At 62.6% G+C, this 26,884-nt stretch carries 24 protein-coding genes; 13 read left to right on the top strand and 11 right to left on the bottom strand.

Annotation, left to right across the window (positions count from 1 at the left end):
* Positions 1-22 precede the first annotated feature (22 nt).
* A complete protein-coding gene (locus J2T47_RS04645) occupies positions 23-301 on the bottom strand; it encodes a hypothetical protein (RefSeq protein WP_253442915.1) in 279 nt (92 codons plus the stop codon).
* 157 nt (positions 302-458) lie between these two features.
* Between J2T47_RS04645 and J2T47_RS04640 the strand changes: the two genes are divergently transcribed.
* Positions 459-782, top strand: coding sequence for a hypothetical protein (locus J2T47_RS04640; protein ID WP_253442911.1), 324 nt, complete (start codon positions 459-461; stop codon positions 780-782).
* Positions 783-819: 37 nt separating this feature from the next.
* Here J2T47_RS04640 and J2T47_RS04635 read toward each other — a convergent pair whose 3' ends face one another.
* Positions 820-1,878, bottom strand: a complete 1,059-nt coding sequence (locus J2T47_RS04635; protein ID WP_253442908.1) for a hypothetical protein — start codon at positions 1,876-1,878, stop codon at positions 820-822.
* 91 nt (positions 1,879-1,969) lie between these two features.
* Positions 1,970-2,191 (bottom strand): DUF1654 domain-containing protein, encoded by a 222-nt coding sequence (locus tag J2T47_RS04630; RefSeq protein ID WP_253442905.1) that lies wholly within the window; start codon positions 2,189-2,191, stop codon positions 1,970-1,972.
* Positions 2,192-2,548: 357 nt separating this feature from the next.
* Here J2T47_RS04630 and ycaC point away from each other — a divergent pair, with 357 nt between their 5' ends.
* The gene (ycaC, locus tag J2T47_RS04625; RefSeq protein ID WP_253442902.1) at positions 2,549-3,178 is read left to right on the top strand and encodes an isochorismate family cysteine hydrolase YcaC; all 630 of its coding nucleotides are present in this window, start codon (positions 2,549-2,551) and stop codon (positions 3,176-3,178) included.
* A 1,027-nt stretch (positions 3,179-4,205) separates the two neighbouring features.
* Here the strand turns inward: ycaC and J2T47_RS04620 are convergent.
* The 4 genes from J2T47_RS04620 to J2T47_RS04605 all read right to left on the bottom strand — a co-directional run bounded on the left by J2T47_RS04620 (position 4,206) and on the right by J2T47_RS04605 (position 11,036).
* Complete coding sequence (locus J2T47_RS04620; RefSeq protein ID WP_253442898.1) at positions 4,206-4,676, bottom strand: BRO-N domain-containing protein; 471 nt, start codon at positions 4,674-4,676, stop codon at positions 4,206-4,208.
* Between the two features lie 210 nt (positions 4,677-4,886).
* Complete coding sequence (locus J2T47_RS04615; RefSeq protein WP_253442895.1) at positions 4,887-6,287, bottom strand: hypothetical protein; 1,401 nt, start codon at positions 6,285-6,287, stop codon at positions 4,887-4,889.
* 361 nt (positions 6,288-6,648) lie between these two features.
* The gene (locus J2T47_RS04610) at positions 6,649-7,896 is read right to left on the bottom strand and encodes a ribonucleotide-diphosphate reductase subunit beta (RefSeq protein ID WP_081518061.1); all 1,248 of its coding nucleotides are present in this window, start codon (positions 7,894-7,896) and stop codon (positions 6,649-6,651) included.
* Between the two features lie 251 nt (positions 7,897-8,147).
* Positions 8,148-11,036: a ribonucleoside-diphosphate reductase subunit alpha gene (locus J2T47_RS04605; protein ID WP_253442892.1), complete on the bottom strand. Its 2,889-nt coding sequence runs from the start codon at positions 11,034-11,036 to the stop codon at positions 8,148-8,150.
* Positions 11,037-11,819: 783 nt separating this feature from the next.
* Here J2T47_RS04605 and J2T47_RS04600 point away from each other — a divergent pair.
* The 3 genes from J2T47_RS04600 to J2T47_RS04590 are packed head-to-tail and all read left to right on the top strand — an operon-like array spanning position 11,820 to position 14,710.
* Positions 11,820-12,524 carry a response regulator gene (locus J2T47_RS04600; RefSeq protein ID WP_253442889.1) on the top strand — a complete coding sequence of 235 codons (705 nt, stop codon included), beginning with the start codon at positions 11,820-11,822 and terminating at the stop codon, positions 12,522-12,524.
* Between the two features lie 3 nt (positions 12,525-12,527).
* Positions 12,528-13,088, top strand: coding sequence for a GNAT family N-acetyltransferase (locus tag J2T47_RS04595; protein WP_253442886.1), 561 nt, complete (start codon positions 12,528-12,530; stop codon positions 13,086-13,088).
* A complete protein-coding gene (locus tag J2T47_RS04590) occupies positions 13,085-14,710 on the top strand; it encodes an ATP-binding protein (protein ID WP_253442883.1) in 1,626 nt (541 codons plus the stop codon). The genes J2T47_RS04595 and J2T47_RS04590 overlap by 4 nt, the downstream gene beginning before the upstream one ends.
* 199 nt (positions 14,711-14,909) lie before the next feature.
* Here J2T47_RS04590 and J2T47_RS04585 read toward each other — a convergent pair whose 3' ends face one another.
* Positions 14,910-15,338: a TOBE domain-containing protein gene (locus tag J2T47_RS04585; RefSeq protein WP_253442880.1), complete on the bottom strand. Its 429-nt coding sequence runs from the start codon at positions 15,336-15,338 to the stop codon at positions 14,910-14,912.
* A 128-nt stretch (positions 15,339-15,466) separates the two neighbouring features.
* Between J2T47_RS04585 and modA the strand changes: the two genes are divergently transcribed.
* From modA to modC, 3 genes are read left to right on the top strand one after another with little or no spacing between them, the layout of a single operon-like run.
* A complete protein-coding gene (modA, locus tag J2T47_RS04580; RefSeq protein ID WP_253442877.1) occupies positions 15,467-16,222 on the top strand; it encodes a molybdate ABC transporter substrate-binding protein in 756 nt (251 codons plus the stop codon).
* 17 nt (positions 16,223-16,239) lie between these two features.
* On the top strand, positions 16,240-16,920 hold the full coding sequence (gene modB / locus J2T47_RS04575) for a molybdate ABC transporter permease subunit (protein ID WP_253442874.1): 681 nt from the start codon (positions 16,240-16,242) through the stop codon (positions 16,918-16,920).
* A 7-nt stretch (positions 16,921-16,927) separates the two neighbouring features.
* Positions 16,928-18,031 (top strand): molybdenum ABC transporter ATP-binding protein, encoded by a 1,104-nt coding sequence (gene modC / locus J2T47_RS04570; protein WP_253442869.1) that lies wholly within the window; start codon positions 16,928-16,930, stop codon positions 18,029-18,031.
* 318 nt (positions 18,032-18,349) lie between these two features.
* On the opposite strand, the gene J2T47_RS04565 is transcribed toward modC, so the two are convergent.
* The 3 genes from J2T47_RS04565 to J2T47_RS04555 all read right to left on the bottom strand — a co-directional run bounded on the left by J2T47_RS04565 (position 18,350) and on the right by J2T47_RS04555 (position 21,706).
* On the bottom strand, positions 18,350-19,723 hold the full coding sequence (locus J2T47_RS04565; protein ID WP_253442866.1) for an OprD family porin: 1,374 nt from the start codon (positions 19,721-19,723) through the stop codon (positions 18,350-18,352).
* Between the two features lie 222 nt (positions 19,724-19,945).
* On the bottom strand, positions 19,946-20,668 hold the full coding sequence (locus tag J2T47_RS04560; protein ID WP_253442863.1) for a 4'-phosphopantetheinyl transferase family protein: 723 nt from the start codon (positions 20,666-20,668) through the stop codon (positions 19,946-19,948).
* A 240-nt stretch (positions 20,669-20,908) separates the two neighbouring features.
* Complete coding sequence (locus tag J2T47_RS04555) at positions 20,909-21,706, bottom strand: dienelactone hydrolase family protein (RefSeq protein ID WP_253442861.1); 798 nt, start codon at positions 21,704-21,706, stop codon at positions 20,909-20,911.
* A 221-nt stretch (positions 21,707-21,927) separates the two neighbouring features.
* Between J2T47_RS04555 and J2T47_RS04550 the strand changes: the two genes are divergently transcribed.
* The 5 genes from J2T47_RS04550 (at position 21,928) to J2T47_RS04530 (ending at position 26,817) form a co-directional block, all read left to right on the top strand.
* The gene (locus tag J2T47_RS04550) at positions 21,928-22,599 is read left to right on the top strand and encodes a polysaccharide lyase family 7 protein (protein ID WP_253442858.1); all 672 of its coding nucleotides are present in this window, start codon (positions 21,928-21,930) and stop codon (positions 22,597-22,599) included.
* Positions 22,596-23,804: a lytic murein transglycosylase gene (locus J2T47_RS04545; RefSeq protein ID WP_253442855.1), complete on the top strand. Its 1,209-nt coding sequence runs from the start codon at positions 22,596-22,598 to the stop codon at positions 23,802-23,804. The genes J2T47_RS04550 and J2T47_RS04545 overlap by 4 nt, the downstream gene beginning before the upstream one ends.
* Positions 23,805-24,131: 327 nt before the next feature.
* Positions 24,132-24,743 (top strand): hypothetical protein, encoded by a 612-nt coding sequence (locus J2T47_RS04540; RefSeq protein WP_253442851.1) that lies wholly within the window; start codon positions 24,132-24,134, stop codon positions 24,741-24,743.
* Positions 24,744-24,799: 56 nt separating this feature from the next.
* Entirely contained in the window at positions 24,800-25,477 is a 678-nt protein-coding gene (locus J2T47_RS04535) for a response regulator (protein WP_253442848.1), read from the top strand.
* Positions 25,474-26,817 carry an ATP-binding protein gene (locus tag J2T47_RS04530; protein WP_253442845.1) on the top strand — a complete coding sequence of 448 codons (1,344 nt, stop codon included), beginning with the start codon at positions 25,474-25,476 and terminating at the stop codon, positions 26,815-26,817. Before J2T47_RS04535 ends, J2T47_RS04530 begins: the two co-directional genes overlap by 4 nt.
* Positions 26,818-26,884: the final 67 nt, after the last annotated feature.

The raw sequence follows: 26,884 nt of genomic DNA, 5'->3' as shown, positions 1-26,884 counted from the left end.
AATCACCTGGCGCAGCTGCTGCTCAGAAGTCCACCGACTTGGCCCAGGGGTCTTCGACCCGGCCGCCGCGCCGGTCACCCCGGCGGCGATCGTCCTCGAAGCGGATGGTCAGGCGTCGGTCGCTGCCGCAGCGGCGTTCGCCGTGGCGGGTGTCGAGCTGAGCCTTCGGCCTTGGCGGCATGGCTGACAGCGCCGGTGCGGCAGGTTGTGCCGCGGGCTCCAGGGGAACCAGGCTGAGCTCATCACTGTTCAGGTCATCGAAGTTGAAATCACTGAGGTCGAAATCGTCGTCGAGATTCATCACGCGTCGCTCCACTGCAATACCCTCAGAGGTGAGCGTAGAAGCGTAGTGGCGTTGCGCCGTAACAGCCGACGGATTGCACGTCGGACGTTTCCTTCAGCGCGATCTAGACTCCAGAAGCTGACCCTACCGGGGGAACCACACGGAGAGCGTCATCATGAAACGTCCACCGCTGTCCCTGCCGGTGCTGGCTGCTGTCGCCGCGTTGTCCGGTTGCATGAGCAACGAAGAGTTCCTCGCCTCGAACCAGCAGGCCGCGATCAGTGCCACCGAATCGCGGGCGAAGTTCGAACTCAACTGCGAGTCGGTCACCAGCAGCGTGCTGTCGAGCAAGGTCACCCAGGTGCGCCGCGCCATGGAGCGCACCGAATACACCATCGGCGTGCGCGGTTGTAACAAGCAGGCGACCTACATCACCTACTGCCTCAATCCCACCACCTGCAATGCCATTGCCGATACGGCGCGGACCAGCTCGCCGTAGGTCATCTGGGATGGGGTGTTCGTGGTCCATCCTGGGTTTAGTTTGTTTTGCGGACGATGGCTTTCACGAAGCGGCTGGGTAGTTGAATCTGGCTGGCGTCCTTGGCATTGCCGATTCGGAAGGTGAAGACATCTCCCATCGACCAGACCACCTGCACGTCCTTCAGCTCGCACTCTGAGGTGAGCGGAATATCCTTCGGTGCCGAGCCTTCGCAGTAGCTTTTTTCGAGTACGACGCTCTGCGCCTCGTAGTTGCCCAGTCCCAGATTGCGCACGACGCGGTCCGGCATACCGGCTAGTGCTCCGCTGTAGAAGGCGATGGCCAAGGCATAGAACAACGCGAAATGGACTGCGTAAGTCAAACCGCCAAAGCTCCCTGCGGCGCATATGGCGGCTACGAAGCAGGCCCCGAGTGGGATCAAGTAGACGGCCAGTGTCTTCAGATCACCATTCTCGATTCCATCGATGAACTGGGCGGTATCCGAAATGACCGAGAAAGCCACGATGCCCACCATCATTAAGGGCATCCAAGCGCAGTAGGCGAAACGGAGAACGCTAGTTCTTGGGAGTTTGAGGGTCAGTTGAATCGCTATACCAAACAGCAAGCACACGAGAATAGGTACAGAGATGAGTGCCTTGATGTAGTGAGCGGGCCAGTGCAGAAGTACCGCAGACAAGATGATGGAGTTGAGGCAGTACGGCCCCGCATAAATCAACGCCAGGAGGGAGAATGCCTTCCTAAGCTCTCGCACTTCCTGCGGACCGAACCAATGGATGATAGCGCCACGTATCTCCGGGCGTTCGATGAATCCATGAAAGATCACTAGTCCCGGCACCAGTAATCCAATCATCAGCAGTCCGATGATAAGGAAACCCACCATTCCCGCTCCCAGCAGCAGTGATGAAAACTGAAGCAGGTCGAAGCTTGGGTAGAAGTGGTTGCTGTGGAAGTACAGCAGGAAGAGCACGAATCCTGCCGCTGGCGGGGCGAACTTGGCGATCTGTGCTGAGTAGCGCTTGAAGAAAACCGAGCTTATCGCAGCAAATCGATCAATTGGGTCCTGCTCGGGCGCAGGCCGGTCACTCCATCGTTCCATATCGCTTCCTTGCACGACTGCTGGCTGAGTGCCTGCATGGTAGGGAGCGACGCCAGCACTGTCATCAACCAGTACGTGGTGGTGGCTGAATTCAATCCAGCCAGCTATGCCACGCCAAGCGGATCGCGCCGTCCTGCAGGGGCAGCAGGGTCAGGTTCGGGGCCTGGCGCAGGTCGGTGACCAGTTGGCTCCAGGCGGCGGAGTCATCGCTGGGCTCGCGGCGCAAGGTGATGCCGAGGTTCTTCAGGGTAGTCGGGTCTGCCAGCAGGGCGTTCACGCGGGCGGACAGCTGGTTGTAGGTTGCGACGTGCATGGGAGGCCTCCGGTTCGGGGTGGATGGAAAGTACTGTATGTAAATACAGTATTTCTTGTAAAGGCCTGGGTGATCGTTGGTAGGCTGATTTCTGAAGGACGTGAAATCGAGAGCTCTGGGACGGTGCTTGGAGTGATGGTCGGCGTTTACTCAGGGGCGCAGCCCCCGGGAGCCGTGGGGTTGAGGGGCGTCTTGTTTCTATCGTTCTGAAAATGGAACGCTAGAGGCGAGTTTTACCGTCTGGTGGATCAAGGGTGTCGAATTTAATCTTTGTTCCATGCAGTGACGCACTGCAAGACGAGTCCAAAACCTTCCGGCCCGGCCGGCACCCACTGAAAGCAAATCGAGGATTTCACCATGACCAACGCCACCTACAACCGCCTGGACAAAGACAACGCCGTCGTACTGCTGGTCGATCACCAGGCCGGTCTGCTCTCGCTGGTCCGCGACATCGATCCGGACAAGTTCAAGAACAACGTGCTGGCGCTGGGCGACCTGGCGAAGTTCTTCAACCTGCCGACCATCCTCACCACCAGCTTCGAAACCGGCCCCAACGGCCCGCTGGTTCCCGAGCTGAAGGCGCAGTTCCCGGGCGCGCCGTACATCGCCCGCCCCGGCCAGATCAACGCCTGGGACAACGAGGATTTCGTGAAAGCGGTGAAGGCCACTGGCAAGAAGCAGCTGATCATCGCCGGCGTAGTGACCGAGGTCTGCGTGGCGTTCCCGGCGCTGTCGGCCCTGGCGGAAGGCTTCGATGTGTTCGTGGTGGCGGATGCGTCCGGCACCTTCAACGAGATGACCCGTGATGCGGCGTGGCGCCGGATGGAAGCGGCTGGCGCCCAGCTGATGACCTGGTTCGGCGTGGCCTGTGAGTTGCACCGCGACTGGCGCAACGATGTCGAAGGGCTGGCGGCGCTGTGCTCGAACCACATTCCGGATTACCGGAATCTGATGACCAGCTACAACGCGTTTGCGGCTGGCAAGTAACAGCCCGCTGAAATGAAAACCGGAGCCTCCTGTGGGGCTCCGGTTTTTGCTGTTGTAGGAGCGAGCTTGCTCGCGAACCGCCCAACGCAGGGTTTCCCCTGTAGGAGCGGGCCATGCCCGCGATCCGTCGGCAGGGCCGACGTTTCTTTTGCTCCGGTGTTGCAGGGCTGCTGCTGCGTTGGCTTGGGTGTTCCAGCGCCGCTTCGGTGTGCGCTCGGATTTCGTGTTTCGCCCCCTCGGGCGAGTCACTTCTTCCAAACGCCGAAGAAGTAACCAAGAAGGCTTGCCCCGGACATCCGGTTTTTCGCTTGGGGCGAAAAATTCCCTCGTTGAATTGAAGTTTCAGGGGCACGCCGCGAAGGGCCATCCCTGGCCCATCGCGGCTCTCGCGGCATCCATGCCGCTCAACCCCTGAAACTCCAATTCAACGAGGCCTCCTGAACGGGGCCGTTCGGAGTGCGCGGGTATTTCTCTGGAAGTCTTTCAGAGCCAGGGCCAAAGCCAGAGCCACAGCCAGATCGAGACGTTTGGATTTTTGTAGGAGCGAGCTTGCTCGCGAACAGCTCTTGGCTCCTGCACTTTCTTTTAAAGTCTTCCAGAGAAACGTCCGCACACTCCGAAGTGCCCCTTTCAGGAGGCCGAAGGTGATCGGAGTTTCAGGGGCCGAGCGACATGGATGTCGCGAGAGCGTTGCCGGGCCAGGGATGGCCCGTCAACGCGGGCCCCTGAAACTCCGAAGAACCGAGGGTACTTTTCGCGAAGCGAAAAGCCGGATGGCAGGGGCAAGCCTTTTTGGTTCCTTTTGGGGCGTTTGCCAAAAGGGACTCGCCCGAGGGGGCGAAACACGAAGCCCGCGCGCACGCCGAAGCGGCGCGGAAATACCCAATCCGAAGCAACCGACCAACACCAGCGCAGAAGCAGACGCCGGCCCTGCCGACGGATCGCGGGCATGGCCCGCTCCTACAGGGGAATACCGAGCGGCGAAGGGAAGAGCAGAGCGATGGGTATCGCTCCGCTCCACACCATCCTACGTCGTGCTCTCCGGTCGGATATTCAGCTCGGGCCAGAGCTGGAAGGGCACCCAGGTCACGCCCTGCCATTTCAATACCGATAACGTCTGCGTTGCCGCCCGCAGCGTTTCCCGGCGTGGTTCGCCGCGGCCGGTACGGTGCTGGTCCCGCAACGCCGGAATCACATGCAGCGACAACCACTGCCGCACGCTGCGATTCTCCGGATGGAAGTAGTGGATCAGCGCGGCATACGTCCCCGATTCGCTGATCAGCAGCTCATCGATGTAGTCGCCGCTGCCGTCCTGCATCCAGGCGTGGCGCATCTGGTCGTCGTCCAGGTTGCGCTCCACGCGTTCGGCCAGCCATGGAACGCCGATCAGCCGGCCCAGGTCGTGGGCGCAGAACCAGCACTGGTCTTCCAGCAGCACGGCGCGCAGCAGGCGCTTGTGGCGGATGAATTCGGTGGGGATCAGGACCTCTTCAGACATGGCGCACCTCCGGATAGGAGGGAGAAGAGGGCGGGTACAGCGAAGCGCCTTCGGGGCGAAGGCAACGAGGGAAGGGCATATCCATTTCCTCAATGGGTACACCGCTGCTTTCGGGAGCAGTATTGCCGCTATGTGAAGCGTTTCTTAGGCGCCAACTGGATCATCGATCATAAAATGAGGAGGTGCAACCTCCTCATTTGCATTAGTTTCTCAGAAAAGAATGGCGTTAATATCGCTTGCGGTATTCTTTCCTGCTCGATGGTCGCTTGGGGTTTTTGCAAGAATAATTGGATATCTAGAGTCCAGTTGGAAAGTTAGTTTGTAGTGAGTTCCTTCACCTTCAATGCTGAATCCTAGGCGCTCAAGATTTCGCTTTGTTCTGTCATCTAATTTTTGATATTGGCTGAGAGTGTCTTTTATCTCGCGGGTAATCTCTTCTCTGCTGCCGTTTTTTGTGTTGGATTGTAGGATTGCCTGCAGTACATCTTTTCGTCTTTTGTATTTTTCAGGTGTGCTGGAGTGGTATGATTCGATTGCTTCAAGAACTAAATCTTGATGTTCGCCGGGATATAGGTCTTTCTCGGAGCTTGGGACAATTAACTCGCAGTCGTCATTGTCTGATGTTCTTGAGAATGCCTGTGATTTTAAACGGGCATTTTCTCTTTCAAGTTTAGATAGCTCATCTTTAAGGCTTGATATTTCTGCGTCAAAAATATCGATGTATTCATCTATTGCAGTTGAGCCGCTTGATTTAAGTGCTTCAATTGCGAGTTTTGTCTTTTGCTCGATTATGTATTGCCAATTACAGTCTTTAAGAGGGCGCATTGATAGAAGCGCGCTGCGTATTACCTTCTTGGTTTCACTTTCAATGGTTTTGGGGTTTTCATATTTCCCCCATGGAAGGAATAGGTACCGACCTAGACCCTCTGGCCAGTAAATTGCAATAGCTCCCTCGAATGCATTTTTATGATTAGTGTCGTGACGTAGGTTTAGTGAGAAGTCACGATTAGGCTCAATAACAACATGGGCCATGCCTGATAGGTGATATGCAAGTTCTTTAGTGTTTATTAGTGAAGAGTCATTGCTGTCTGCGCTGACATAAACTACTGGCATTATGTTTGCCGACTCGCCATTAATAACGTCGGCGGCAATTTTCAGTTCTTTGCTGTTAAGCTCCACTGGGTTTATGGATGTCTCAAAGTCTCCGTCCGATCCTCCACCAAGCTTGGAAAGTAGTGTTTTTATAATGTGAGGTTTTTTTGTGGTTGGTATTTTATGCGTTGGAACAGAGTTGTCGCAGGATACTTGTATTGACACCCAGAATGAAAACTCCTTCTTAGAGCCAACAATTTCAGTGGTCCATCTAATGGAGTCTTGAGTTGTCGTGTGGCGTGCTCCTGCGAGCGACTGACTTCCTCTGTTAAGGATTATTATCTGTAATGAATCGGAGTTTCCCGTGATGTAACTGTCTTCGTGAGTTGGAAGTAAAGAAAGGGTTTCCTTGGGTAGCGTTGAATGTGGGCTTTCTATTTGCCATTTCTTTATTAGTTCAATAAAGCTGGGGATGCTGGTTTTTGAGTCTATAGGGAACTGGGTGTTAAATGTGTGCATCGATCTCTCCCTGAACTGATGTTTAAGTGGCAGACACCAACTTCTAGCCTCGATAGCCATAGAGGCCTCAGGGGAATTTATACTAATGGCATCAGGCCATCAATCGGGGGTGGGATTTTTTTGGATATTCAGAGGATAAATAAGCGTTAGGTGCAGCTGTTGATTGGTTCAGGGGCGAAAATGGATGGGATCGGCAGTGTGGGATTTCTTCTTTACATGGGAGAGTTAGTGCTCTACGTGCATAACAGAAAAGCCCCGCACAAGGCGGGGCTCTTCGTCTTTCTTTATCACTGCCCCAACATTCCATTTCGGGTTACAGCGTTTCTAATGGTCTTGACTTGCGGTGGTGCTACTACTTCCGTCAGTCCCAGCTCAGCGCGCCGCCGGTCTGGTACTCGATCACGCGGGTCTCGAAGAAGTTCTTCTCTTTCTTCAAGTCCATGATTTCGCTCATCCACGGGAACGGGTTGCTGGTGCCCGGGTATTCCTCTTTGAGGCCGATCTGGGTCAGGCGGCGGTTGGCGATGAACTTGAGGTAGTCCTCCATCATCGCGGCGTTCATGCCCAGTACGCCACGCGGCATGGTGTCGCGAGCGTATTCGATCTCCAGCTGGGTGCCCTGGAGGATCATCTGGGTGGCCTCGTCCTTCATCTGGGCATCCCACAGGTGCGGGTTTTCGATCTTGATCTGGTTGATCACGTCGATGCCGAAGTTCAGGTGCATGGATTCGTCGCGCAGGATGTACTGGAACTGCTCGGCGGTGCCGGTCATCTTGTTGCGGCGGCCCATGGAGAGGATCTGGGTGAAGCCGCAGTAGAAGAAGATGCCTTCCAGAACGCAGTAGTAGGCGATCAGGTTGCGCAGGAACTGGCGGTCGGTCTCCGGGGTACCGGTTTCGAACTTCGGATCGGAGATCGAGCGGGTGTACTTGAGGCCCCAGGACGCTTTCTTCGCGACGCTCGGGATCTCGTGGTACATGTTGAAGATTTCGCCCTCGTCCATGCCCAGCGACTCGATGCAGTACTGGTAGGCGTGGGTGTGGATCGCTTCCTCGAAGGCCTGGCGCAGGATGTACTGGCGGCACTCGGGGTTGGTGATCAGGCGGTAGACGGCCAGCACCAGGTTGTTGGCGACCAGGGAGTCGGCGGTGGAGAAGAAGCCGAGGTTGCGCATGACGATGCGGCGCTCGTCTTCGGACAGGCCGTCCTTGCTCTTCCACAGGGCAATGTCGGCGTTCATGTTCACTTCCTGGGGCATCCAGTGGTTGGCGCAACCATCCAGATACTTCTGCCAGGCCCAGTCGTACTTGAAGGGTACGAGCTGGTTGAGGTCGGCGCGGGCGTTGATCATCTGCTTGTCGCCGACTTGTACGCGGGCGGCGGAGCCTTCGAGATCGTCCAGGCCTTCCTGGATGTCCAGGGCGTCGAGGGCCTGCTTGGCGCGGGCGACGGCGTCGGAGTCGTCGGCGGATACGGCGCGCGCTTCTTCGACGGAGCCAGCGGCGTCGGCGTCGAGTTTGTCAGCGTTCTGCGCGGCAGCCTGGGCGACGGCCGGGGCGGCCTTGGCTTCGGTGGCGTCTTCTTTGTCGAATTCGTCCCAGCTCAGCATGGGTCCTCTCCTGTTCTGGATGGCCGTTCTAGGGCGGCCTGATGTCTGGTGGCGTGTGGTGCACGCTAAGAGCTTGTGCTTCTTCCGTCCTGCGCGGTGCGCGGCGGAGGAGGCTGTTGTTCGGTGGGGAGAAGGGGCCCTGAAGAGCCCCTCACCCTAACCCTCTCCCAGAGGGAGAGGGGACAGTCCGTGCGGTCTGCCGTTTCGGTGTCAGCGCCGCTTTCGCGGCGCGCTCACCTTATTGGCAAGCTTCATTGGCAAGCTTCGCAATCCGGGTTGTCGATGCTGCAGGCTTGCGGTACCGGAGCCGGTTGCGGCTCGGCAGCAGCAGCTTGCAGGCCTTCGTTGCCACCCGCCGACACGGCGTTGAGCTTGCCGGTGTTGATGGTGGACTTCTCGGTGCTGGTCGCGGCCAGGGCACGGAGGTAGTAGGTGGTCTTCAGACCACGGAACCAGGCCATGCGGTAGGTCACGTCGAGCTTCTTGCCCGAGGCGCCGGCGATGTAGAGGTTCAGCGACTGGGCCTGGTCGATCCACTTCTGGCGGCGGCTGGCGGCGTCGACGATCCACTTGGTCTCGACTTCGAAGGCGGTGGCGTACAGGTCCTTCAGGTCTTGCGGGATGCGCTCGATCTGCTGCACGGAGCCGTCGTAGTACTTCAGGTCGTTGACCATGACCGGGTCCCACAGGCCACGGACCTTGAGGTCGCGAACCAGGTAGGGGTTGATCACGGTGAATTCGCCGGAGAGGTTCGATTTCACGTACAGGTTCTGGTAGGTCGGCTCGATGGACTGCGATACGCCGGTGATGTTGGCGATGGTCGCGGTCGGCGCGATGGCCATGATGTTCGAGTTACGGATGCCTTTCTGTACGCGGGCACGTACCGGAGCCCAGTCGAGGGATTCGGTCAGGTCGACGTCGATGTACTTCTGGCCACGGGCTTCGATGAGGATCTGCTGCGAGTCCAGCGGCAGGATGCCCTTGGACCACAGGGAGCCGTCGAAGGTCTCGTAGGCGCCACGCTCGTCGGCCAGGTCACAGGAAGCCTGGATGGCGAAGTAGCTCACCGCTTCCATGGACTTGTCGGCGAACTCGATGGCAGCGTCGGAGCCGTAGGCGATGTGCTGCAGGTACAGCGCGTCCTGGAAGCCCATGATGCCGAGGCCTACCGGGCGGTGCTTGAGGTTCGAGTTGCGAGCCTGCGGGACCGAGTAGTAGTTGATGTCGATAACGTTATCGAGCATGCGCACGGCGGTCTTCACGGTCTTCTCGAGCTTGGCGGTGTCCAGCTTGCCGTCGACGATGTGGTTGACCAGGTTGATCGAGCCCAGGTTGCAGACCGCGATCTCGTCCTTGTTGGTGTTCAGGGTGATCTCGGTGCACAGGTTCGAGCTGTGGACCACGCCCACGTGCTGCTGCGGGCTGCGCAGGTTGCACGGGTCCTTGAAGGTCAGCCACGGGTGGCCGGTCTCGAAGAGCATGGAGAGCATCTTGCGCCACAGGTCTTTGGCCTGGACGACCTTGAACACCTTGATCTTGTTGTACTCGGTCAGGGCTTCGTAATACTCGTAGCGCTCTTCGAAGGCCTTGCCGGTCAGATCGTGCAGGTCCGGAACTTCCGACGGGGAGAACAGGGTCCACTTGCCGTCGTCGAAGACGCGCTTCATGAACAGGTCCGGAATCCAGTTCGCGGTGTTCATGTCGTGGGTACGGCGACGGTCGTCACCGGTGTTCTTGCGCAGCTCGAGGAATTCCTCGATGTCCAGGTGCCAGGTTTCCAGGTAGGCGCAGACGGCGCCCTTGCGCTTGCCACCCTGGTTCACGGCGACGGCGGTGTCGTTCACCACTTTGAGGAACGGAACCACGCCCTGGGACTTGCCGTTGGTGCCCTTGATGTAGGAGCCCAGCGCACGGACCGGAGTCCAGTCGTTGCCCAGGCCGCCTGCGAATTTGGACAGCATGGCGTTGTCGTGGATGGCGTTGTAGATGCCCGACAGGTCGTCCGGAACGGTGGTCAGGTAGCAGCTGGAGAGCTGCGGACGCAGGGTGCCGGCGTTGAACAGGGTCGGGGTCGACGACATGTAGTCGAACGAGGAGAGCAGGTTGTAGAACTCGATGGCGCGAGCTTCACGGTCCTTCTCTTCGATGGCCAGGCCCATGGCCACGCGCATGAAGAAGACCTGCGGCAGTTCGAAACGGATGCCGTCCTTGTGGATGAAGTAGCGGTCGTACAGGGTCTGCAGGCCGAGGTAGGTGAACTGCTGGTCGCGCTCGTGGTTGATCGCGGCGCCCAGTTTGGCCAGGTCGTAGCCCTTGAGCTTGCTGTCGATCAGCTCGAACTCGGAGCCTTTCTCTACATAGGCAACCAGGGCCTGTGCGTAGAGGTCAGCCATCTCGTGGTGAGTGGCGCTCTCGGCGACGCCGAGGAAGCCTAGGGCTTCGGCGCGCAGGGTGTCCATCAGCAGGCGGGCGGTGACGTAGGAGTAGTTCGGCTCGCGCTCGACCAGGGTACGGGCGGTCATCACCAGGGCGGTGTTGACGTCCTTCTCGGCCACGCCGTCGTACAGGTTCTTCAGGGTCTCGCGTTCGATCAGGGCGCCATCGACTTCGGCCAGGCCTTCGCAGGCTTCGCGGATGATGGTCTGCAGGCGGCCCATGTCCAGCGGCTGGGTGCTGCCGTCGGCCTTGGTGATGCGGATGCTCGGGTGCGGCTGGGCGATATCGCTGGCAACGCCGGCGGTCTTGCGCTCGTTGGCACGGGCTTCGCGGTAGATCACGTAGTCGCGGGCGACTTTCTGCTCGCCGGCGCGCATCAGGGACAGTTCGACCTGGTCCTGGATCTCTTCGATGTGGATGGTGCCACCGGAGGGCATGCGGCGCTTGAAGGTTGCGCTGACCTGTTCGGTCAGGCGGCGCACGGTCTCATGGATGCGCGACGAGGCGGCGGCGGTGCCGCCTTCCACGGCGAGGAACGCCTTGGTGATGGCTACGGTGATCTTGTCATCGGTGTAGGGGACTACGGTGCCGTTGCGCTTGATCACGCGCAGCTGGCCGGGCGCAGTGGCAGCCAGATCCTGTGCGGATTCGGCGGCCTGCGGCGCGTTGGCCTGCGGGTTCTCGCGAGTGGTGTCGATTTGCATGGGTGGTTGTCTCCACGTTCTCGTAATGGGTGTGTTGCCGACGCCAGGGGCGCCATTCTCAAAAGCAAGGAGTGCAAATAAAGAGCAAAAAGAGCAGTCGCCCGCGATTGCAGCCGCGAGCTGGAATTCGTCTGGAACAGGGGGAATGACCCGAAGCGCCTCCCTGGCCCAACTCGGGTGCCGGCTTTACGGGCCGGGACCACAATACCTAGTGGTGTTGAACGTTACGTTGCAACACCCGTACCGCATTTCCATCGACATGAATCGCTCCTTGCGGGAAGGCCCGCCTGGCACATCAGTACGTCTGGAATACGTTGTGGTGGAACCGGAGGAGCCATGGAACAGGCTCGGGATTTCGACTTTCTTCTTGTGTCCGGTTCATCGTGGCAACCCCAAGATGTAGGGGTATGCCGCAACGGGGATACAAGATAATGCGCTATGGGGGTGTTTGCAAGGCGGGAGAACGGGGAAAAGCTGTGGATAAAATGTGCATGGAATGTGGGTGAAGCGGGGTAACTCGCGCTATCCCTGATGCTGGCTGCCTTTCGCCGTTCGTCGTGGTCGGCGACAGATTTTTCACACGCATGGGAGGGGCTGCACGGGGGAGAACACTACCACAATATGTAGTGTTTCTGCCGCAGCAGCCCTTGACCTTTTCGCGCAATGCCTGGTTGCGCCTGTGGCGTGCGACGGCGCTGGCAATCTGGCTACAATGCCGGCCGCTTTTGCGGGCTCTCTATAGTAAGGGGGCCCGCGCTCGCTCATGGCGCATCAGGAGGCAAGGTGGAACAAGAAGCGCGCATTCTCATCGTCGAGGACGACCAGCGATTGGCCGAGTTGACCCAGGACTACCTGGAGAGCAACGGCCTGGCGGTGTCCATCGAGTCCCATGGCGGCAAGGCGGTGGAGCGGGTGCTGGCCGAACGGCCGGACCTGGTGGTGCTCGACCTGATGCTGCCAGGGGAGGATGGGCTGTCCATCTGCAAGCGTCTGCGCCCGGACTACGACGGGCCGATCCTGATGCTTACCGCGCGCACCGACGACATGGACCAGGTGCAGGGCCTGGAGATGGGCGCCGACGACTACGTGTGCAAGCCGGTGCGCCCGCGCGTGCTGCTGGCGCGCATCCGCGCCCTGCTGCGCCGCAGCGAGCCGGCCGAGGCTGCGCCGGCCCCCGCGGGCAAGCGCCTGACCTTCGGCAAGCTGGTGATCGACAATGCCATGCGCGAGGCCTGGCTGGACGAGCAGACCATCGAGCTGACCAGCGCCGAGTTCGACCTGCTCTGGCTGCTGGCGGCCAACGCCGGGCGCATCCTCTCCCGCGAGGAAATCTTCAATTCCCTGCGCGGCATCGAGTACGACGGCCAGGACCGCTCCATCGACGTGCGCATCTCGCGCATCCGCCCGAAGATCGGCGACGACCCGATGCACCCGCGCCTGATCAAGACGGTGCGCAGCAAGGGCTACCTGTTCGTCGGGGAGCTCTGAGCCGTGAGCGCCGTGCCACCGTTCCCCGAGCTGCACGGCGAGCACTTCCGCCTGCGCGCTTTCACCGATGCCGACCAGCCGGCGGTGTTCCGCGCGCTGTCGCATCCCGAGGTGATCCGCTACTACGGGGTCTCCTACGCGACGCTGGAAGCCACCCGCGAGCAGATGGAGTGGTTCGAGCGCATCCATAAGGAAAGCAGCGGTATCTGGTGGGCGATCTGCCGGCCGGATGCCCCCGCGGACGTCCTCGGCGGCTGCGGCTTCAACAACTGGCAGCAGGAACATCGTCGCCTGGAGCTGGGCTATTGGCTGCTGCCCGAACACTGGGGGCAGGGCGTGATGGGCGAATGCCTGCCGCTGATCTTCCGCCACGCCTTCCGCGAAATGAACGTGCACCGCATCGAGGCCGAGGTGGAGACGGAAAACCTCGCCAGCGGCCGCCTGTTGCTGCGCCAGGGCTTCACCCTGGAAGGCCGGCGCCGCGAGTGCGAGGTCAAGGACGGGGCGTTCCTCAGCCTGGATAACTACGGGTTGCTGGCCCCGGCGGCAGTGTCCCCTCCATGAAATCCATCTTCCTGCGCATCTACGGCGGCATGCTGCTGACCCTGGTGGCGGTCGCCGCGCTGGCGGTGCTGACGCTGCACCTGGTCAACGATGTGCGCGGAGAGCGCTACCGCGAGGACCTGGCGCGCGGCACCTTCCGGCTGATGGCGGACGAACTGCTGCCCATGAGCGAGGTGGACCGCAAGCGCGCGCTGAGCCAGTGGAGCCGCCTGCTGGGCATCCCGCTCAAGCTCACCAGCCTGGACGCACTGGGCATGGAAGGGCGCAGCCGGGCGCGGCTGATGAACGACCAGGTGCTGGTGCAGGCCGGTGCGCCCCATGAAGTGAAGGTGATGACCCAGGTGAGCGCGGCGGAAGGGCTGATCCTCGCCGGCGAGGTGGAACAGGTCAGTGAGCAGCTGGCGCGCGCCACCATCTACCTGCTGATGGACGAGCTCAAGCGCTACCCGGCCAGCGAACAGCCCTATCACCTGGCGCGCATCGTCCGCGACAAGCGCTTCGGCTTCGAGGTGCACCTGCTGCGCCTGAAGGAGGTCGACCTCGACGATGACCAGAGTCGCCGTGTGGAGGAGGGCGACACGGTGATGGCGCTGGGCAAGGGCGGCGATTCGATCCGTGTGCTCTCGGGCATCCTCGACACGCCCTGGGTGCTGGAGCTGGGGCCGATCTACCAGATGAATCCGTACCCGCCGCAGTTGCTGACGATCATCGTGGTGGTGGCGCTGACCCTCATCGGCCTGACCCTGTACTTGCTGATCAGCGGTCTGGAGCAGCGCCTGCGCGGCCTCGAGTCCGCCGCCACGCGCATCGCCCGCGGCAGCCTGGACACCCGCGTGGAAGTGCGCGGCGCGGACTCGGTGGGGCGCCTCGCCGGGGCCTTCAACCACATGGCCGAGCAGTTGCACCTGCTGCTGACGGTGCAGCGCGAGCTGGTGCGCGCGGTGTCCCACGAACTGCGCACGCCAGTGGCGCGGCTGCGCTTCGGCCTGGAGATGATCGAGTCCGCCGAAACCGACAAGGCGCGGCGCAAGTACATGGAAGGCATGGACGGCGACATCCAGGACCTCGACCAGCTGGTGGACGAGATGCTCACCTACGCGCGGCTGGAGCAGGGCTCGCCGGCGCTGAGCTACCAGCGCATCGAGCTGGGCGCATTGGTGGAGCAGGTGGTGTCGGAGATTGCCCCGTTGCGCCGGGAAATTACTGTGACCTGCGAGGCGGGTGCGCTGGTGCCGTTCGATCAGGGCAGCTGGATCGAGGCCGAGCCGCGCTATCTGCATCGCGCCCTGCAGAACCTGATGACCAACGCGTTGCGCTACGCCGAAGGGCGGGTGCGCATCAGTTACCGGGTCAGCGTGGACCGCTGCCAGGTGGACGTCGAAGACGACGGCCCCGGCGTGCCGGAGGCGCAGTGGCACCGGCTGTTCCAGCCGTTCTTCCGTGCCGACGACAGCCGCGCGCGGGTTACCGGCGGGCATGGGTTGGGCCTGTCCATCGTGCGGCGGATCATCCACTGGCACGGCGGCCGCGCGCAGATCGCCAAAAGCGAAGTGCTGGGGGGCGCGTGCTTCACGTTGATGTGGCCGCGTCGACAGGCGCCCAAGGTCGAAGACAATATTTGACCTTGAAGTCAAAAAATGCAGAATGCAGCGGTGCCATTACAGGCTGATGGCCACTCGCGCAGCACTCCGCATCCTTTCCAGATGATGGTCTCTCTTCAGGGGTATTGCAGAGTCACCGCTATCGTTATGTAATTTTTGCTATAACGAGCGCTTGTAGGCACGCCAGGCGGACCTGTCAGGGACAGGCCCGCGCAGGGTTTCAGGCAGGAACACCGAGGATCACATGGGACGCTTTGATCACTGCAGTCGCCTTCACGCCAGCCGCCAGGCCCAGTTCGCCGACCGCGTCGCGGGTGACCACGGCGACCACTTCGGCGCCGCCGGGCAGGCTGAGCACGACTTCGGCATTCACCGCGCCATCGGTGACCGACTTCACCGTGCCGGCCAGGCAGTTGCGCGCGGACAGGCGGATGCCATCGGCCTCGGTCATCAGCATCACCCACGGCGCCTTGACCAGTGCGATGACCTCCTTGCCCTGGGCAAGATTGAGGCTCTTCACGCTCTCCTCGGTGACGATCGCCACCAGTTCGCTGCCGCCGGGCAGGGCGACCACGACTTCCGCATTCACCGCACCGTTGCGCAGCTGTTTGACGCTGCCCTTGAAGACGTTGCGTGCACTGACCTTCATGAACCGGCTCTCCTGGATTCGTGTGAACGGCCGGCCTTGCGCCGGGAGTATCACGGGACTGAACTGAGGTTATAGACCAGTCCCGGCAGTTCGACCTTGGAAAACAACAACCCACTTGGAGCATCACGATGAAACACCGCTTCGCAAGCCTGTCCCTGCTGGTCGCTTCCTGCTTCACCCTGCACTCGGCCCTGGCCGATGAAGTGCAGGTCGCCGTCGCCGCCAACTTCACCGCGCCGATCCAGGCGATTGCCAAGGACTTCGAGAAGGACACCGGCCACAAGCTGGTCGCCGCCTACGGTGCCACTGGCCAGTTCTACACCCAGATCAAGAACGGCGCGCCCTTCGAAGTGTTCCTCGCCGCCGACGACAGCACGCCGAAGAAGCTGGAAGAGGAAAAGGAAATCGTCCCCGGTTCGCGCTTCACCTACGCCGTGGGTACCCTGGCGCTGTGGTCGGCGAAAGACGGCTACGTCGACGCCAAGGGCGACGTGCTGAAGAAGAACGAGTACAAGCACCTGTCCATCGCCAACCCGAAAGCCGCGCCTTATGGCCTGGCTGCCACCCAGGTGATCGACAAGCTCGGCCTGAAAGACAAGGTCGCCGGCAAGATCGTCGAAGGTCAGAACATCACCCAGGCCTTCCAGTTCGTTTCCACCGGCAACGCGGAGCTGGGCTTCGTGGCGTTGTCGCAGATCTACAAGGATGGCAAGGTGACCAGCGGTTCCGCCTGGATCGTCCCGGCCGACCTGCATGACCCGATCCGTCAGGACGCCGTGATCCTCAACAAGGGCAAGGACAGCGCTGCTGCCAAGGCGCTGGTCGAGTACCTGAAAGGGCCGAAGGCCGCTGCGGTGATCAAGTCCTACGGTTACGAACTCTAAGTCGTTAAGGAACAGCGATGCCCCTCACGCAGGAGGATTTCCTGGCCATCCGGCTCACCCTCGAGCTGGCCGCCCTGAGTACCCTGATCCTCCTGCTGATCGGCACGCCGATCGCCTGGTGGCTGTCGCGCACCCGCTCCTGGCTGAAAGGTCCGCTGGGAGCGGTGGTAGCGCTGCCGCTGGTGCTGCCGCCCACGGTGATCGGCTTCTACCTGCTGATCACCATGGGCCCCAACGGCTTCATCGGTCACGCCACCGAGAGCCTTGGCCTGGGGCGTCTGCCGTTCACCTTCGCCGGGCTCGTGGTGGGCTCGGTGTTCTATTCGCTGCCCTTCGTGGTGCAGCCGCTGCAGAACGCCTTCGAGGCCATCGGCAACAAGCCGCTGGAGGCCGCCGCGACCTTGCGCGCGAGCCCGCTGGATACCTTCTTTTCCGTGGTCCTGCCGCTGGCGCGGCCGGGCTTCATCACCGCCAGCATCCTCGGCTTCGCCCACACGGTGGGGGAGTTCGGCGTGGTGCTGATGATCGGTGGCAACATCCCGGGCAAGACCCGCGTGGTGTCGGTGCAAATCTTCGATCACGTCGAGGCCATGGAGTACGCCCAGGCGCACTGGCTGGCGGGCGGCATGGTGATCTTCTCCTTCTTCGTCCTGCTGGCGCTCTACGCGAGCCGCCGCAGCCGGTCGGCCTGGGCCTGAGGTGGGCATGTCGCAAGAGCTTTCACCGCGCGCCATCGAAGCCCGCTTCCAGATTGCCTACTCGGGCTTCAGCCTGGACGTCGACCTGCAGTTGCCGGGCAAGGGTGTGACCGCACTGTTCGGTCATTCCGGTTCCGGCAAGACCACCTGCCTGCGCTGCGTGGCGGGGCTTGAGCGCGCGCCGCTCGGCCGGCTGGTGGTGAACGGCGAGGTCTGGCAGGACAGCGCCAGCGGCGTGTTCCTGCCGCCGCACCAGCGCGCGCTGGGCTATGTGTTCCAGGACGCCAACCTGTTCGAGCACCTGTCGGTGAAGCGCAACCTCACCTACGGCATGAAGCGCGTGCCGCGCGACCAGCACCGCGTGGAGCTGGAGCAGGCCACCGAGCTGCTGGGCATCGGCCATCTGCTGGAACGCATGCCGGGGCACCTGTCCGGCGGCGAGCGCCAGCGTGTCGGCATGGCCCGCGCGCTGCTGACCAGCCCGCGCCTGCTATTGATGGACGAGCCGCTGGCGGCGCTGGACCTCAAGCGCAAGGCGGAAATCCTGCCGTACCTGGAACGCCTGCACGACGAGCTGGATATCCCGATTCTCTATGTCAGCCACTCGCCCGACGAGGTGGCGCGGCTGGCCGATCACCTGGTGCTGCTGGACCAGGGCCGCTCCATCGCCAGCGGCCTGGTGGTCGAGACCCTGGCGCGCACCGACCTGCCGATTTCCCAGCTGGAAGATGCCGGCGTGGTGATCGACGGCCAGGTTCTGGGGCACAACGCCGACTACGGCCTGCTGACCCTGGCGTTGCCGCACTGCGAACAGCGCATCCGTCTGGCCCACGCGCCGATGGACAAGGGCAGGGCGCTGCGCATCAAGGTGCAGGCGCGGGACGTCAGCCTGAGCCTGGAGCCGGCGGCCCACAGCAGCATCCTCAACGTGCTGCCGGCGACGGTGGTCGAGATAGTGTCGACGGATAACCCGGCACACCTGCTGGTGAAGCTGGACGTGGCCGGCACGCCTCTGCTGGCGCGCATCACCCGCTACTCCCACGACCAGCTCGGCCTGCATGTCGGGCAGGAAGTTTGGGCGCAGATCAAATCGGTGGCGTTGCTGGGCTGACTGGTTCTGGAGTTTCCGTTCAGGAGTAATTGCCCCCTCTGACAGTCCGTGCTTGGGAATTCCCTCTCCCTGAAGGGAGAGGGGACTGGTTCGGTGCCGGTTGAAACCGCAGCGTCAGCCGGCACGGATGGCTCCCTCTCCCTTCAGGGAGAGGGCGGGGGGAGAGGGGCCTGGATCAGTAGCGAACTACACCTTGCAGGGCGGACGGGGCGCCTGGCCCATGCCTGCGACCGTGCGTATTGAGGTATGACGCGGCGATGCAAATCACAGAAACAGGAAGGGCGGCCACTGGCCGCCCTTCTTGTTTCACTCCACGCCTTACAGCAGCGGGATGGTGTAGCTGACGATCAGGCGGTTCTCGTCCTGGTCGCGCTGGCTCGGCACGCCCGCGGTGCTGGTGGCCGGCAGGCCGCTGCGCATGGCGGCGTTCTTCCAGGCCAGGCCCAGGCCCTTGAAGGTGCCTTCCGGGACCACGTAGCCCAAGGCGATGTCGCGTTCCCATTCGCCCTTGTCGCCCTGCTTGGTGTCGATGTTGTCGGCGTTCAGGTAGAGCACGCTGAAGGTCAGGCCCGGCACGCCAAGGTCGGCGAAGTCGTAGGCGTAGCGACCGATCCAGGTGCGCTCGCCGGCGCGGTTGAACTTCAGCAGCTGGGCGTCGGAGATCAGGTAGGTACTGGTGCCCTCACCATCGCCACGGTTGAGGTAGGGGAAGTCGCTGTCGCCGGTCAGCACCTGGTAGCCGGCGCCGACGCTGTGGCCGCCCAGGGCGTAGGTGAACATGCCGCTGTAGACGTTGTTGTCCACTTCGCCTTTCAGGCTGTTGCCGCCGTAGTAGCCGCTGCTGACGTAGCCGTCGGCACGGCCGGAGGCGCTGCCGTTCTTGCCGTCGGAGTCACTGATGAAGACGCGGATATCGGACTTCAGGGTGCCCGGGCCGATACCCCAGTTGTGGACGAGGCCGAGGTAGTTCTGCTTGTAGAAGTTGTCCAGCTCGCCGTAGTAGTACGACAGGGTCAGGTTCTTGGTCGCCTTGTAGTCACCGCCGGCGAAGTAGAACTTGTTGCTGTCACGGGAGGAGGCGGAGCTGCCATTGGCGCCGGCGATGGACATGCTGCGCCAGTCGGTGGAGTTGCGGCCCTTGGTGTGGGTCAGCTGGCCACCGGTCAGGGTCAGGTTGTCGATGTCGGTGGAGGTGACCTGGCCACCTTCGTAGGTCATCGGCAGCAGGCGGGCGTCGTTGTAGACCACCACCGGCAGCTTGGGCTGCAGGGTGCCGTAGCGGAATTCGGTCTTGGAGATCTTCGCCTTGGCGGTGAGCCCTAAGCTGCTGAACTCATCGACGGCGCTGCCATCGCTTTCCAGCGGGAAGATGGTGCCGGGCTGGCGATCGATGCCGGCCTTGCCCGCCTTGCCGCCGCCGTCCAGGCGCACGCCGAGCAGGCCGAGGGCGTCGACGCCGAAGCCGACGGTGCCCTGGGTGAAGCCGGAGGAGTAGTTGAGCATGAAGCCCTGGCCCCATTCTTCCTGCTTGCTGGGCGAGGCGGGGCCGTTGCGGTTGTCGGTGTTGATGTAGAAGTTGCGCAGGGTCAGGCTGGCCTTGCTGTCCTCGATGAAGCCACCGGCGTGTGCCGATTGCGCGATGAGGCCGAGCGAGCTGGCCGCAATGGCGAGCGCCAGGGTGTTTCTGGTCATGTGACGTTTGCTCCGATGGTCATTTCTTTTTGTGGGGACCCCAAGAACCAGACGTTGCCGCCTGGATGTATAGGATTCTATATACCGACAAGCCTGCTGACGATTCCTCTGTAGGCAAAATCCGAGGATCAAAAGAGGTAGGGGTTCGTCTGGACGGCGTGCATGACGCCAAATTCTGACTTTTAAGTCAAGACTTTCAGGTGTGTCTGTCAGTCGCAGCCGTCAGACGCTGCCCCGGATCGACGGGATGGCGACCAGGCTCAGCAGGCGCTCATCGAACAGGCTGAACTGCCCGTTGATCTCCTTGCCGTGATGCCACTCTTCCGACAGGTCGGTAAGCAGGCGCAGTCGCGCCTGGCCGCTGGCGGACCAGTTCAGCAGTTCGGCGTGCTCGAAGTAGAAGCGCTTGCGTACCAGCGGGAAGAGCGCCTTGAACAGGCTTTCCTTGAGGGAAAAGGTGAGGGTGACCTGCAGCGCCGCCTGCTGTGGATCGAGGCGCGCCAGTTCATCGGGCGTGAGGATTTCCCCGGCCAGTCGCTCCGCTCGCACGGTTTCCAGGCGGTTTTCCACGTCCAGGCCGAGCCCTCGCCAGTCGCTGGAGCGGGCGACGATGGCCGCCGCCCAGCCGTCGCCATGGGTGATCGAACCGCAGAAGCCTGCCGGCCAGACCGGCGCGCGCTCCTCGTCGGTGCCCGGTACCCAGGCGTCCGCGCCAGCCGCCTGCAAGGCCGCGCGGGCGCAGATCCGCCCGGCCAGGTACTCGGCCTGGCGCTTGGCGACGGAACGCTGGATGTTGGCCGGCGCTTCGATCCGGCTCAGGGCAAAGTCCCCGGCCTGCAGGCGCTGGCGGTCGAAGCGGGTGCTGCGCAATTCGACGCCGGCCAGCGGAGTGGGCAGGGGCCAGTCGGCGTCGAGCGGGGTGCAGAAGTCGGGGAGGGCAATCATGGGTGCATTCTGCCGCGCCAGAACGTGGCTCACCAGTCACGCGGCACTTACATTCGTTTGCAAACCTTCACCAAAGGCGTACGGATTCGTCCGACAAGCTTTGTCACACTGCACGCCGCGTTCCCAAGGGGACGCAGGTGAGGTTGTTGTTGGAGTGCCGCCAAGGCGGGCTCTGACCTTAGACACTTGATTGAGTGCGGGAGCCCGAATGGGCTCCCGTTTTTTATTGCCTGCGATTTATCAGGCGTCCGGTTTCACGTCGAAGATTTCCTTGAAGAACGCCTGCAGGTCCGCCCAGGACTTCTGGTCGGCGGTCTTGTCGTAGCCCACGTCCAGGCCGTGCCCCTTGTGTTTGTCGGCGTCCGGGCTGGTGAAGCTGTGCTTGGCGCCGGGCTGGATCACCAGCTTGTAGTCGGCCTTGGCGTTGTCCATCTCTGCCTTGAAGGCGGCGACGCTCTCGGCCGGCACCAGGGTATCGGCGGCGCCATGCTCGACCAGTATCTTCGCCTTGACCTGCCCCGGCTGCGCCGGTGTCTGGGTCGCCAGCACGCCGTGGAAGCTGGCCACGCCGGCCAGTGGCAGGCCGGCGCGGGCCATGTCCAGCACCACTTTTCCACCGAAGCAGTAACCGATGGCGGCGATCTTGCTCGGGTCGGTCTGCGGCTGCTTCTTCAACAGCTCCAGGCCGGCCTGGAAGCGCGCCTTGGCGGCGTCGGCATTCTTCAGCGCCTCGGCCATGAAGGCCTTGGCATCGTTGGGGTGGTCGGTGTGCTTGCCATCACCGTACATGTCGATGGCCAGGGCGCTGTAGCCCAGTTCGGCGAGCTGCCGGGCACGGCTTTTGGCATAGTCGTTCAGGCCCCAGAATTCGTGGACGACGATGACGCCGGGACGGATGCCGGACTTGGCGTCGTCGTAGGCGAAGTAGCCGATCATCTTCGTGCCGTCAGTGGATTCGTAGGGGATTTCCTGGGTCTTGATCGCGGCTGAAGCGCTGGCCGCGAAGGCGAACAGCAGCAAGGCAGTGAGCAGGCGCATGAGGTTTCTCCGTGGCGTTGGCCGTGGCGATGGCGAATGGCGGATGACTGATGGCAGAACTCATGACGATAGCCGGTGATGCGGAAAACGCCCGTGCAGACTGCACGCAGCCGCTCAAGGGCGCGGATGTTCGCCAGAAACGGGGGAGGCCGGATGGATGAAAAGTCCGACAGCCTCGTCTACCCTTGCGACCATGTCCTGACCCGCGAAGCGATAGGCCGATGTTGGACCTGAGCACCTGGAATCTGACCATTCCCCAGCGCGGCCCGGCCGCGACCATTTCCACGGCGAAACTCGGCCGCGACTACCAGAGCGCGTATTTCCACCGCAGTGCCGATGGCGTGGAGTTCTGGGTGCCGGTGAACGGCGCCCACACCAGCGGCAGCGAATATCCCCGTACCGAACTGCGCGAGACCAAGCCCGACGGCCGCCTGGTGACCTGGCGCTATCCTCTGGCGGAGAACCTGATGGTCGCCACCCTGCGCGTGGAGTCCGTGCCCTCCAGCCGGCGCATGGTCATCGGGCAGATCCACAGCAACGGCAGCGGCAGCGCCGAGGCCCTGCCGCTGGTCAAGCTGGTCTACCAGCAGCGCCTGGACAAGGCGCGGGTACAGGCGCTGGTTCGCGATCGGCCGGACGACATCACCACGCGCACCTATACCGTCTATGACGGCATTCCGCTGGGCGATACCTTTACCTACCGGCTGGGCGTGTCCAGCAGCGGGGTGCTGAGCGTGCAGGTCGAGGGCGGCCAGGTCAGCCAGCAACTGGATACGAAATGGGCCTACCAGGGCCTGTACTTCAAGGCAGGGCTCTACCTGCAGGACAATCGCGGGCCCGCCAGCGAGGGCGGGCGCGCCACCTTCACCGATCTGAGCATTCGACACCAATGAAGACTTCCTCCATCGCGCATCGCGCTGCCCTGGCCTTGTCCCTGCTGCTGCCGGCGGCACTGGCGCAGGCCGCGCCGGGTGACGATTTCGGCGCCTGCCTGAGCCGCCTGCAGGGCACCGCCCAGGCCAAGGGCGTCAGCGCCGCCAGCTTCGCGCAGTTCACCCGGGGATTGCAGCCGGACATGACTGTGCTGCCGCTGCTGGATGCCCAGCCGGAATTCACCACGCCGATCTGGGATTACCTGGCCGGGCTGGTGGACGACCAGCGCGTCGCGGATGGCAAGGCACGCATGGCCGAACATGCCGACCTGCTGCGCAAGGTTGCCGCGCGCTATCAGGTCGACCCGGCCACGGTGGTCGCCGTGTGGGGCGTGGAGAGCGATTACGGGCGCATCACCGGCAAGCGCCCGCTGCTGGTTTCGCTGTCGACGCTGTCCTGCTACGGGCGGCGCCAGGCGTTCTTCCAGGGCGAGTTCATCGCCACCCTCAAGCTGCTGCAGCAGGGCGACATCCGCGACAGCGGGATCACCGGCTCCTGGGCGGGTGCCTTCGGCCAGACGCAGTTCATGCCTTCGACCTACGCGCGCATCGCCGAGGACTTCGACGGCGACGGCCACCGCGACCTGGTGGGCAGCACCGCCGACGCCCTGGCGTCCACCGCCAACTACCTGCGCAAGGCCGGCTGGCGCGAAGGGCAGCCCTGGGGCTACGAGGTGAAACTGCCGGCGGGCTTCGACGCCTCGCTGGCCGGACGTACCAAGCGCCGTGCGCTGTCCGACTGGACCAGCCGCGGCGTGAAGCGCGTCGACGGCAAGCCGATCCCGAGCATCGATTCCAAGGCCGCCATCCTGCTGCCCGCAGGCGCCAACGGTCCGGCCTTCCTGGTGCTGCGCAACTACGACGCGATCTATTCCTACAACGCGGCGGAAAGCTACGCGCTGGCCATTGCCTTGCTGTCCGACCGACTGCATGGCGAGCCGGGCCTGCGCACGCCCTGGCCGACCGATGATCCGGGCCTGAGCCGCGCACAGCGCAAGGAACTGCAGGAGCTGCTGATCCAGCGTGGCTACGACATCGGTCAGCCCGACGGCATGATCGGCGACGTGACGCGCAAGGCGATCCAGCAGGAGCAGAACAAGCGCGGCATGACGCCGTCGGATGGGCGAGCAGGGCAGAAGATCCTCAAGGCGTTGCAGGGCGGCTGAGGATCCCGTCCGTTTCAGCGATGCCCCGGCCCATGCCGGGGCTTTTCGTTCGTGTCCGGGCTTCTGTTCGCGAGCAAGCTCGCTCCTACGAAAAGCAGCCTGGCGCGATGTGAAGGGACGACGCACGATTGTAGGAGCGAGCTTGCTCGCGAACCAAATGTGAGCGACGAGGCCCGCCGTGGGCTCCGCAATCGCCAAAAAACGTGAAATTTCCTTCGGATAATTCGTTCAGCATTGGTTCAGCAGTCCGACAGGTTCGGTTCAGTGCCCCCCTCGTAACCTTCTCCCCGTCAACACATTACAGACATCCTTGACGGGAGAATCCCCATGAAAGCCATGAAGAAAATCGCCCTCGCCAGCGCCATTCTCGGTGCCAGCCTCGCCGCTACCGCAGCCAGCGCCGCCGACACTTTCGTCGGCATGACCTGGGGTGAAACCAGCAACAACATCCAGAAGTCCGACGCACTGAACCGCAACCTCGGCAACCCGAAATTCGACAGCGTGATCAACAACAGCGGCACCTGGGGCGTACGCGCCGGCCAGCAGATGGAGCAGGGTCGCTACTACGTCACCTATGAAAACGTCTCCGACACCGAGAACGGCCTGAAGCTGCGCCAGCAGAATCTGCTCGGCAGCTACGACGCCTTCCTGCCGCTGGGCGACCAGGGTACCAAGCTGTTCGGCGGTGGCACCGCCGGCCTGGTCAAGCTGGAGCAGGATGCCAAGGGCTACAGCCGCGACAGCGATGTGGGTTACGCCATCGGCGCCCAAGCCGGTATCCTCCAGGAACTCGGCAAGAACGCATCCGTAGAAGGCGGCTACCGTTACCTGCGTACCAACGCAAGTACCGAGATGAGCCCGCACGGCGGTGGCAAGGTGGGATCCCTTGACCTGCACAGCAGCTCCCAGTTCTACCTGGGTGCCAACTACAAGTTCTGACCGGTACCGCAACCGGGCCCCGCGTGGCCCGGTTGCCTGACTCAGGGAGCACGCGCATGAAACTGCTGGTGGTGGAAGACGAGGCGCTGCTGCGCCATCACCTGTATACCCGGCTCGGCGAGCAAGGCCATGTGGTCGACGCCGTCGCCAATGCCGAAGAGGCGCTGTACCGCGCCAGCGAATACCATCACGACCTGGCGATGATCGACCTGGGCCTGCCGGGCATGAGCGGCCTGGACCTGATCCGCGAATTCCGCAGCCAGGGCAAGACCTTCCCCATTCTCATCCTCACCGCTCGCGGCAACTGGCAGGACAAGGTCGAAGGCCTGGCCGCCGGCGCCGACGACTATGTGGTCAAGCCTTTCCAGTTCGAAGAGCTGGAGGCCCGGTTGAACGCGCTGCTGCGCCGTTCCAGCGGCTTTGCCCAGTCGAGCATCGAGGCCGGCCCGCTGGTGCTGGACACCAACCGCAAGCAGGCGCTGGTCAACGGCGAATCGCTGCAGCTGACGGCCTTCGAGTACCGCATCCTCGAATACCTCATGCGCCATCACCAGCAAGTGGTGGCCAAGGAACGCCTGATCGAGCAGCTCTACCCGGACGACGACGAGCGCGATCCGAACGTCATCGAGGTGCTGGTCGGTCGCCTGCGCCGCAAGCTGGAGGGTGCCGCGGGATTCAAGCCGATCGATACCGTGCGCGGCCAGGGCTACATCTTCAACGAGCTGTGTAAATGATCCGCTCGCTGCGGCTGCGGCTGATGATCGGTGCGGCGATTCTCGCCGTGCTGTTCATGGCGGCGCTGCTGCCGGCTCTCCAGCGTGCGTTCAGCATCGCCCTGGAGAACGCCATTCAGCAGCGCCTGGCGGCAGACGTGGCGACTCTGGTGTCCTCGGCGCGCATCGAAGGCAATGTCCTGAGCATGCCCGAGCACCTGCCGGTGGAGGACTTCAACCTCCCCGAGTCCAAATTGCTGGGCTTCATCTACGACCAGTCCGGCCAGCTGGTGTGGCGCTCGACCTCGGCGCAGGACGAGAGCGTCAGTTACTCGCCCAAGTACGACGGCCTGATCGACGAGTTCACCCGCATCCGCGATGCCACCGGCCAGGAGTTCTTCGTCTACGACGTGGAGATCGACCTGCTCGGTGGCAAGCGCGCGGCCTACAGCATCGTCACCATGCAGCCGGAAAGCGAGTTCCGCGAGCTGGTCAGCGGTTTCCGCGATCAGCTCTACCTGTGGCTGGGTGGTGCGCTGCTGCTGTTGCTGGGCCTGTTGTGGCTTGGCCTTGGCTGGGGCTTCCGCTCCATGCGCGGCCTGCGTTCGGAGCTGGATCAGATCGAGGCCGGCGACCGCGAGCGCCTGAGCGACGATCACCCCGCCGAGATGCTGCGCCTGACCGACTCGGTGAACCGCCTGCTGGAAAGCGAGCGTGCCCAGCGCGAGCGCTACCGCAATTCCCTGGGCGACCTTGCCCATAGCCTGAAGACGCCGCTGGCGGTGCTGCAGGGCGTCAGTGAAACCCTCGCCGACCAGCCGAAGAACCGCGAGCAGGTGCAGGTGCTGCAGACCCAGATCGAGCGCATGAGCCAGCAGATCGGCTACCAGTTGCAGCGCGCGACGATGCGCAAGAGCGGCCTGATCCGCCACCGCGCGGAACTCGATCCCTTGCTGGATACCATTGGCGGCGCGCTGGACAAGGTCTACCGCGACAAGCGCGTGAAGCTTGCGCGGGATATTCCGCCGGGCTTTTCCCTGCCGCTGGAGAAGGGCGCCTTGCTGGAGATGCTCGGCAACCTGCTGGAGAACGCCTATCGGCTGTGCCTGACCACGGTGAAGGTCAGCGCGCGCAAGAATGGCCGGATGTTCGAGCTGATCATCGAAGACGACGGTCCCGGCGTGCCGGCCAGCCAGCGCGAACGCATCCTCAAGCGCGGCGAGCGGCTGGACACCCAGCACCCTGGCCAGGGCATCGGCACGGCGGTGGTGAAGGACATCATCGACAGCTACGACGGCGAGCTGGCGCTGGAGGATTCCGCGCTGGGTGGGGCATGTTTCCGCATTCGCCTGCCGGGCTAGCCGGCAGCTTGGACTGGGCGCCGACGCTCAATTGTAGGAGCGCGCCATGCGCGCGATCGCGGGCATG

Origin of the sequence: Pseudomonas nitroreducens (assembly GCF_024170165.1) — a bacterium.
GTDB classification, from domain to species: domain Bacteria; phylum Pseudomonadota; class Gammaproteobacteria; order Pseudomonadales; family Pseudomonadaceae; genus Pseudomonas; species Pseudomonas nitroreducens_C.
The sequence above is the reverse complement of the archived record's forward strand: the minus strand, read 5'-3'. Positions and strand labels throughout refer to the sequence as shown.

Excerpts from the sequence above, each read along its gene's own strand:
- J2T47_RS04645 (WP_253442915.1), bottom strand. The coding sequence starts at position 301 with ATGAATCTCGACGACGATTTCGACCTCAGTGATTTCAACTTCGATGAC.
- J2T47_RS04640 (WP_253442911.1), top strand. The coding sequence starts at position 459 with ATGAAACGTCCACCGCTGTCCCTGCCGGTGCTGGCTGCTGTCGCCGCG.
- J2T47_RS04635 (WP_253442908.1), bottom strand. The coding sequence starts at position 1,878 with ATGGAACGATGGAGTGACCGGCCTGCGCCCGAGCAGGACCCAATTGAT.
- J2T47_RS04630 (WP_253442905.1), bottom strand. The coding sequence starts at position 2,191 with ATGCACGTCGCAACCTACAACCAGCTGTCCGCCCGCGTGAACGCCCTG.
- ycaC (WP_253442902.1), top strand. The coding sequence starts at position 2,549 with ATGACCAACGCCACCTACAACCGCCTGGACAAAGACAACGCCGTCGTA.
- J2T47_RS04620 (WP_253442898.1), bottom strand. The coding sequence starts at position 4,676 with ATGTCTGAAGAGGTCCTGATCCCCACCGAATTCATCCGCCACAAGCGC.
- J2T47_RS04615 (WP_253442895.1), bottom strand. The coding sequence starts at position 6,287 with ATGCACACATTTAACACCCAGTTCCCTATAGACTCAAAAACCAGCATC.
- J2T47_RS04610 (WP_081518061.1), bottom strand. The coding sequence starts at position 7,896 with ATGCTGAGCTGGGACGAATTCGACAAAGAAGACGCCACCGAAGCCAAG.
- J2T47_RS04605 (WP_253442892.1), bottom strand. The coding sequence starts at position 11,036 with ATGCAAATCGACACCACTCGCGAGAACCCGCAGGCCAACGCGCCGCAG.
- J2T47_RS04590 (WP_253442883.1), top strand. The coding sequence starts at position 13,085 with ATGAAATCCATCTTCCTGCGCATCTACGGCGGCATGCTGCTGACCCTG.
- J2T47_RS04585 (WP_253442880.1), bottom strand. The coding sequence starts at position 15,338 with ATGAAGGTCAGTGCACGCAACGTCTTCAAGGGCAGCGTCAAACAGCTG.
- modA (WP_253442877.1), top strand. The coding sequence starts at position 15,467 with ATGAAACACCGCTTCGCAAGCCTGTCCCTGCTGGTCGCTTCCTGCTTC.
- modB (WP_253442874.1), top strand. The coding sequence starts at position 16,240 with ATGCCCCTCACGCAGGAGGATTTCCTGGCCATCCGGCTCACCCTCGAG.
- modC (WP_253442869.1), top strand. The coding sequence starts at position 16,928 with ATGTCGCAAGAGCTTTCACCGCGCGCCATCGAAGCCCGCTTCCAGATT.
- J2T47_RS04565 (WP_253442866.1), bottom strand. The coding sequence starts at position 19,723 with ATGACCAGAAACACCCTGGCGCTCGCCATTGCGGCCAGCTCGCTCGGC.
- J2T47_RS04560 (WP_253442863.1), bottom strand. The coding sequence starts at position 20,668 with ATGATTGCCCTCCCCGACTTCTGCACCCCGCTCGACGCCGACTGGCCC.
- J2T47_RS04555 (WP_253442861.1), bottom strand. The coding sequence starts at position 21,706 with ATGCGCCTGCTCACTGCCTTGCTGCTGTTCGCCTTCGCGGCCAGCGCT.
- J2T47_RS04550 (WP_253442858.1), top strand. The coding sequence starts at position 21,928 with ATGTTGGACCTGAGCACCTGGAATCTGACCATTCCCCAGCGCGGCCCG.
- J2T47_RS04545 (WP_253442855.1), top strand. The coding sequence starts at position 22,596 with ATGAAGACTTCCTCCATCGCGCATCGCGCTGCCCTGGCCTTGTCCCTG.
- J2T47_RS04540 (WP_253442851.1), top strand. The coding sequence starts at position 24,132 with ATGAAAGCCATGAAGAAAATCGCCCTCGCCAGCGCCATTCTCGGTGCC.
- J2T47_RS04535 (WP_253442848.1), top strand. The coding sequence starts at position 24,800 with ATGAAACTGCTGGTGGTGGAAGACGAGGCGCTGCTGCGCCATCACCTG.
- J2T47_RS04530 (WP_253442845.1), top strand. The coding sequence starts at position 25,474 with ATGATCCGCTCGCTGCGGCTGCGGCTGATGATCGGTGCGGCGATTCTC.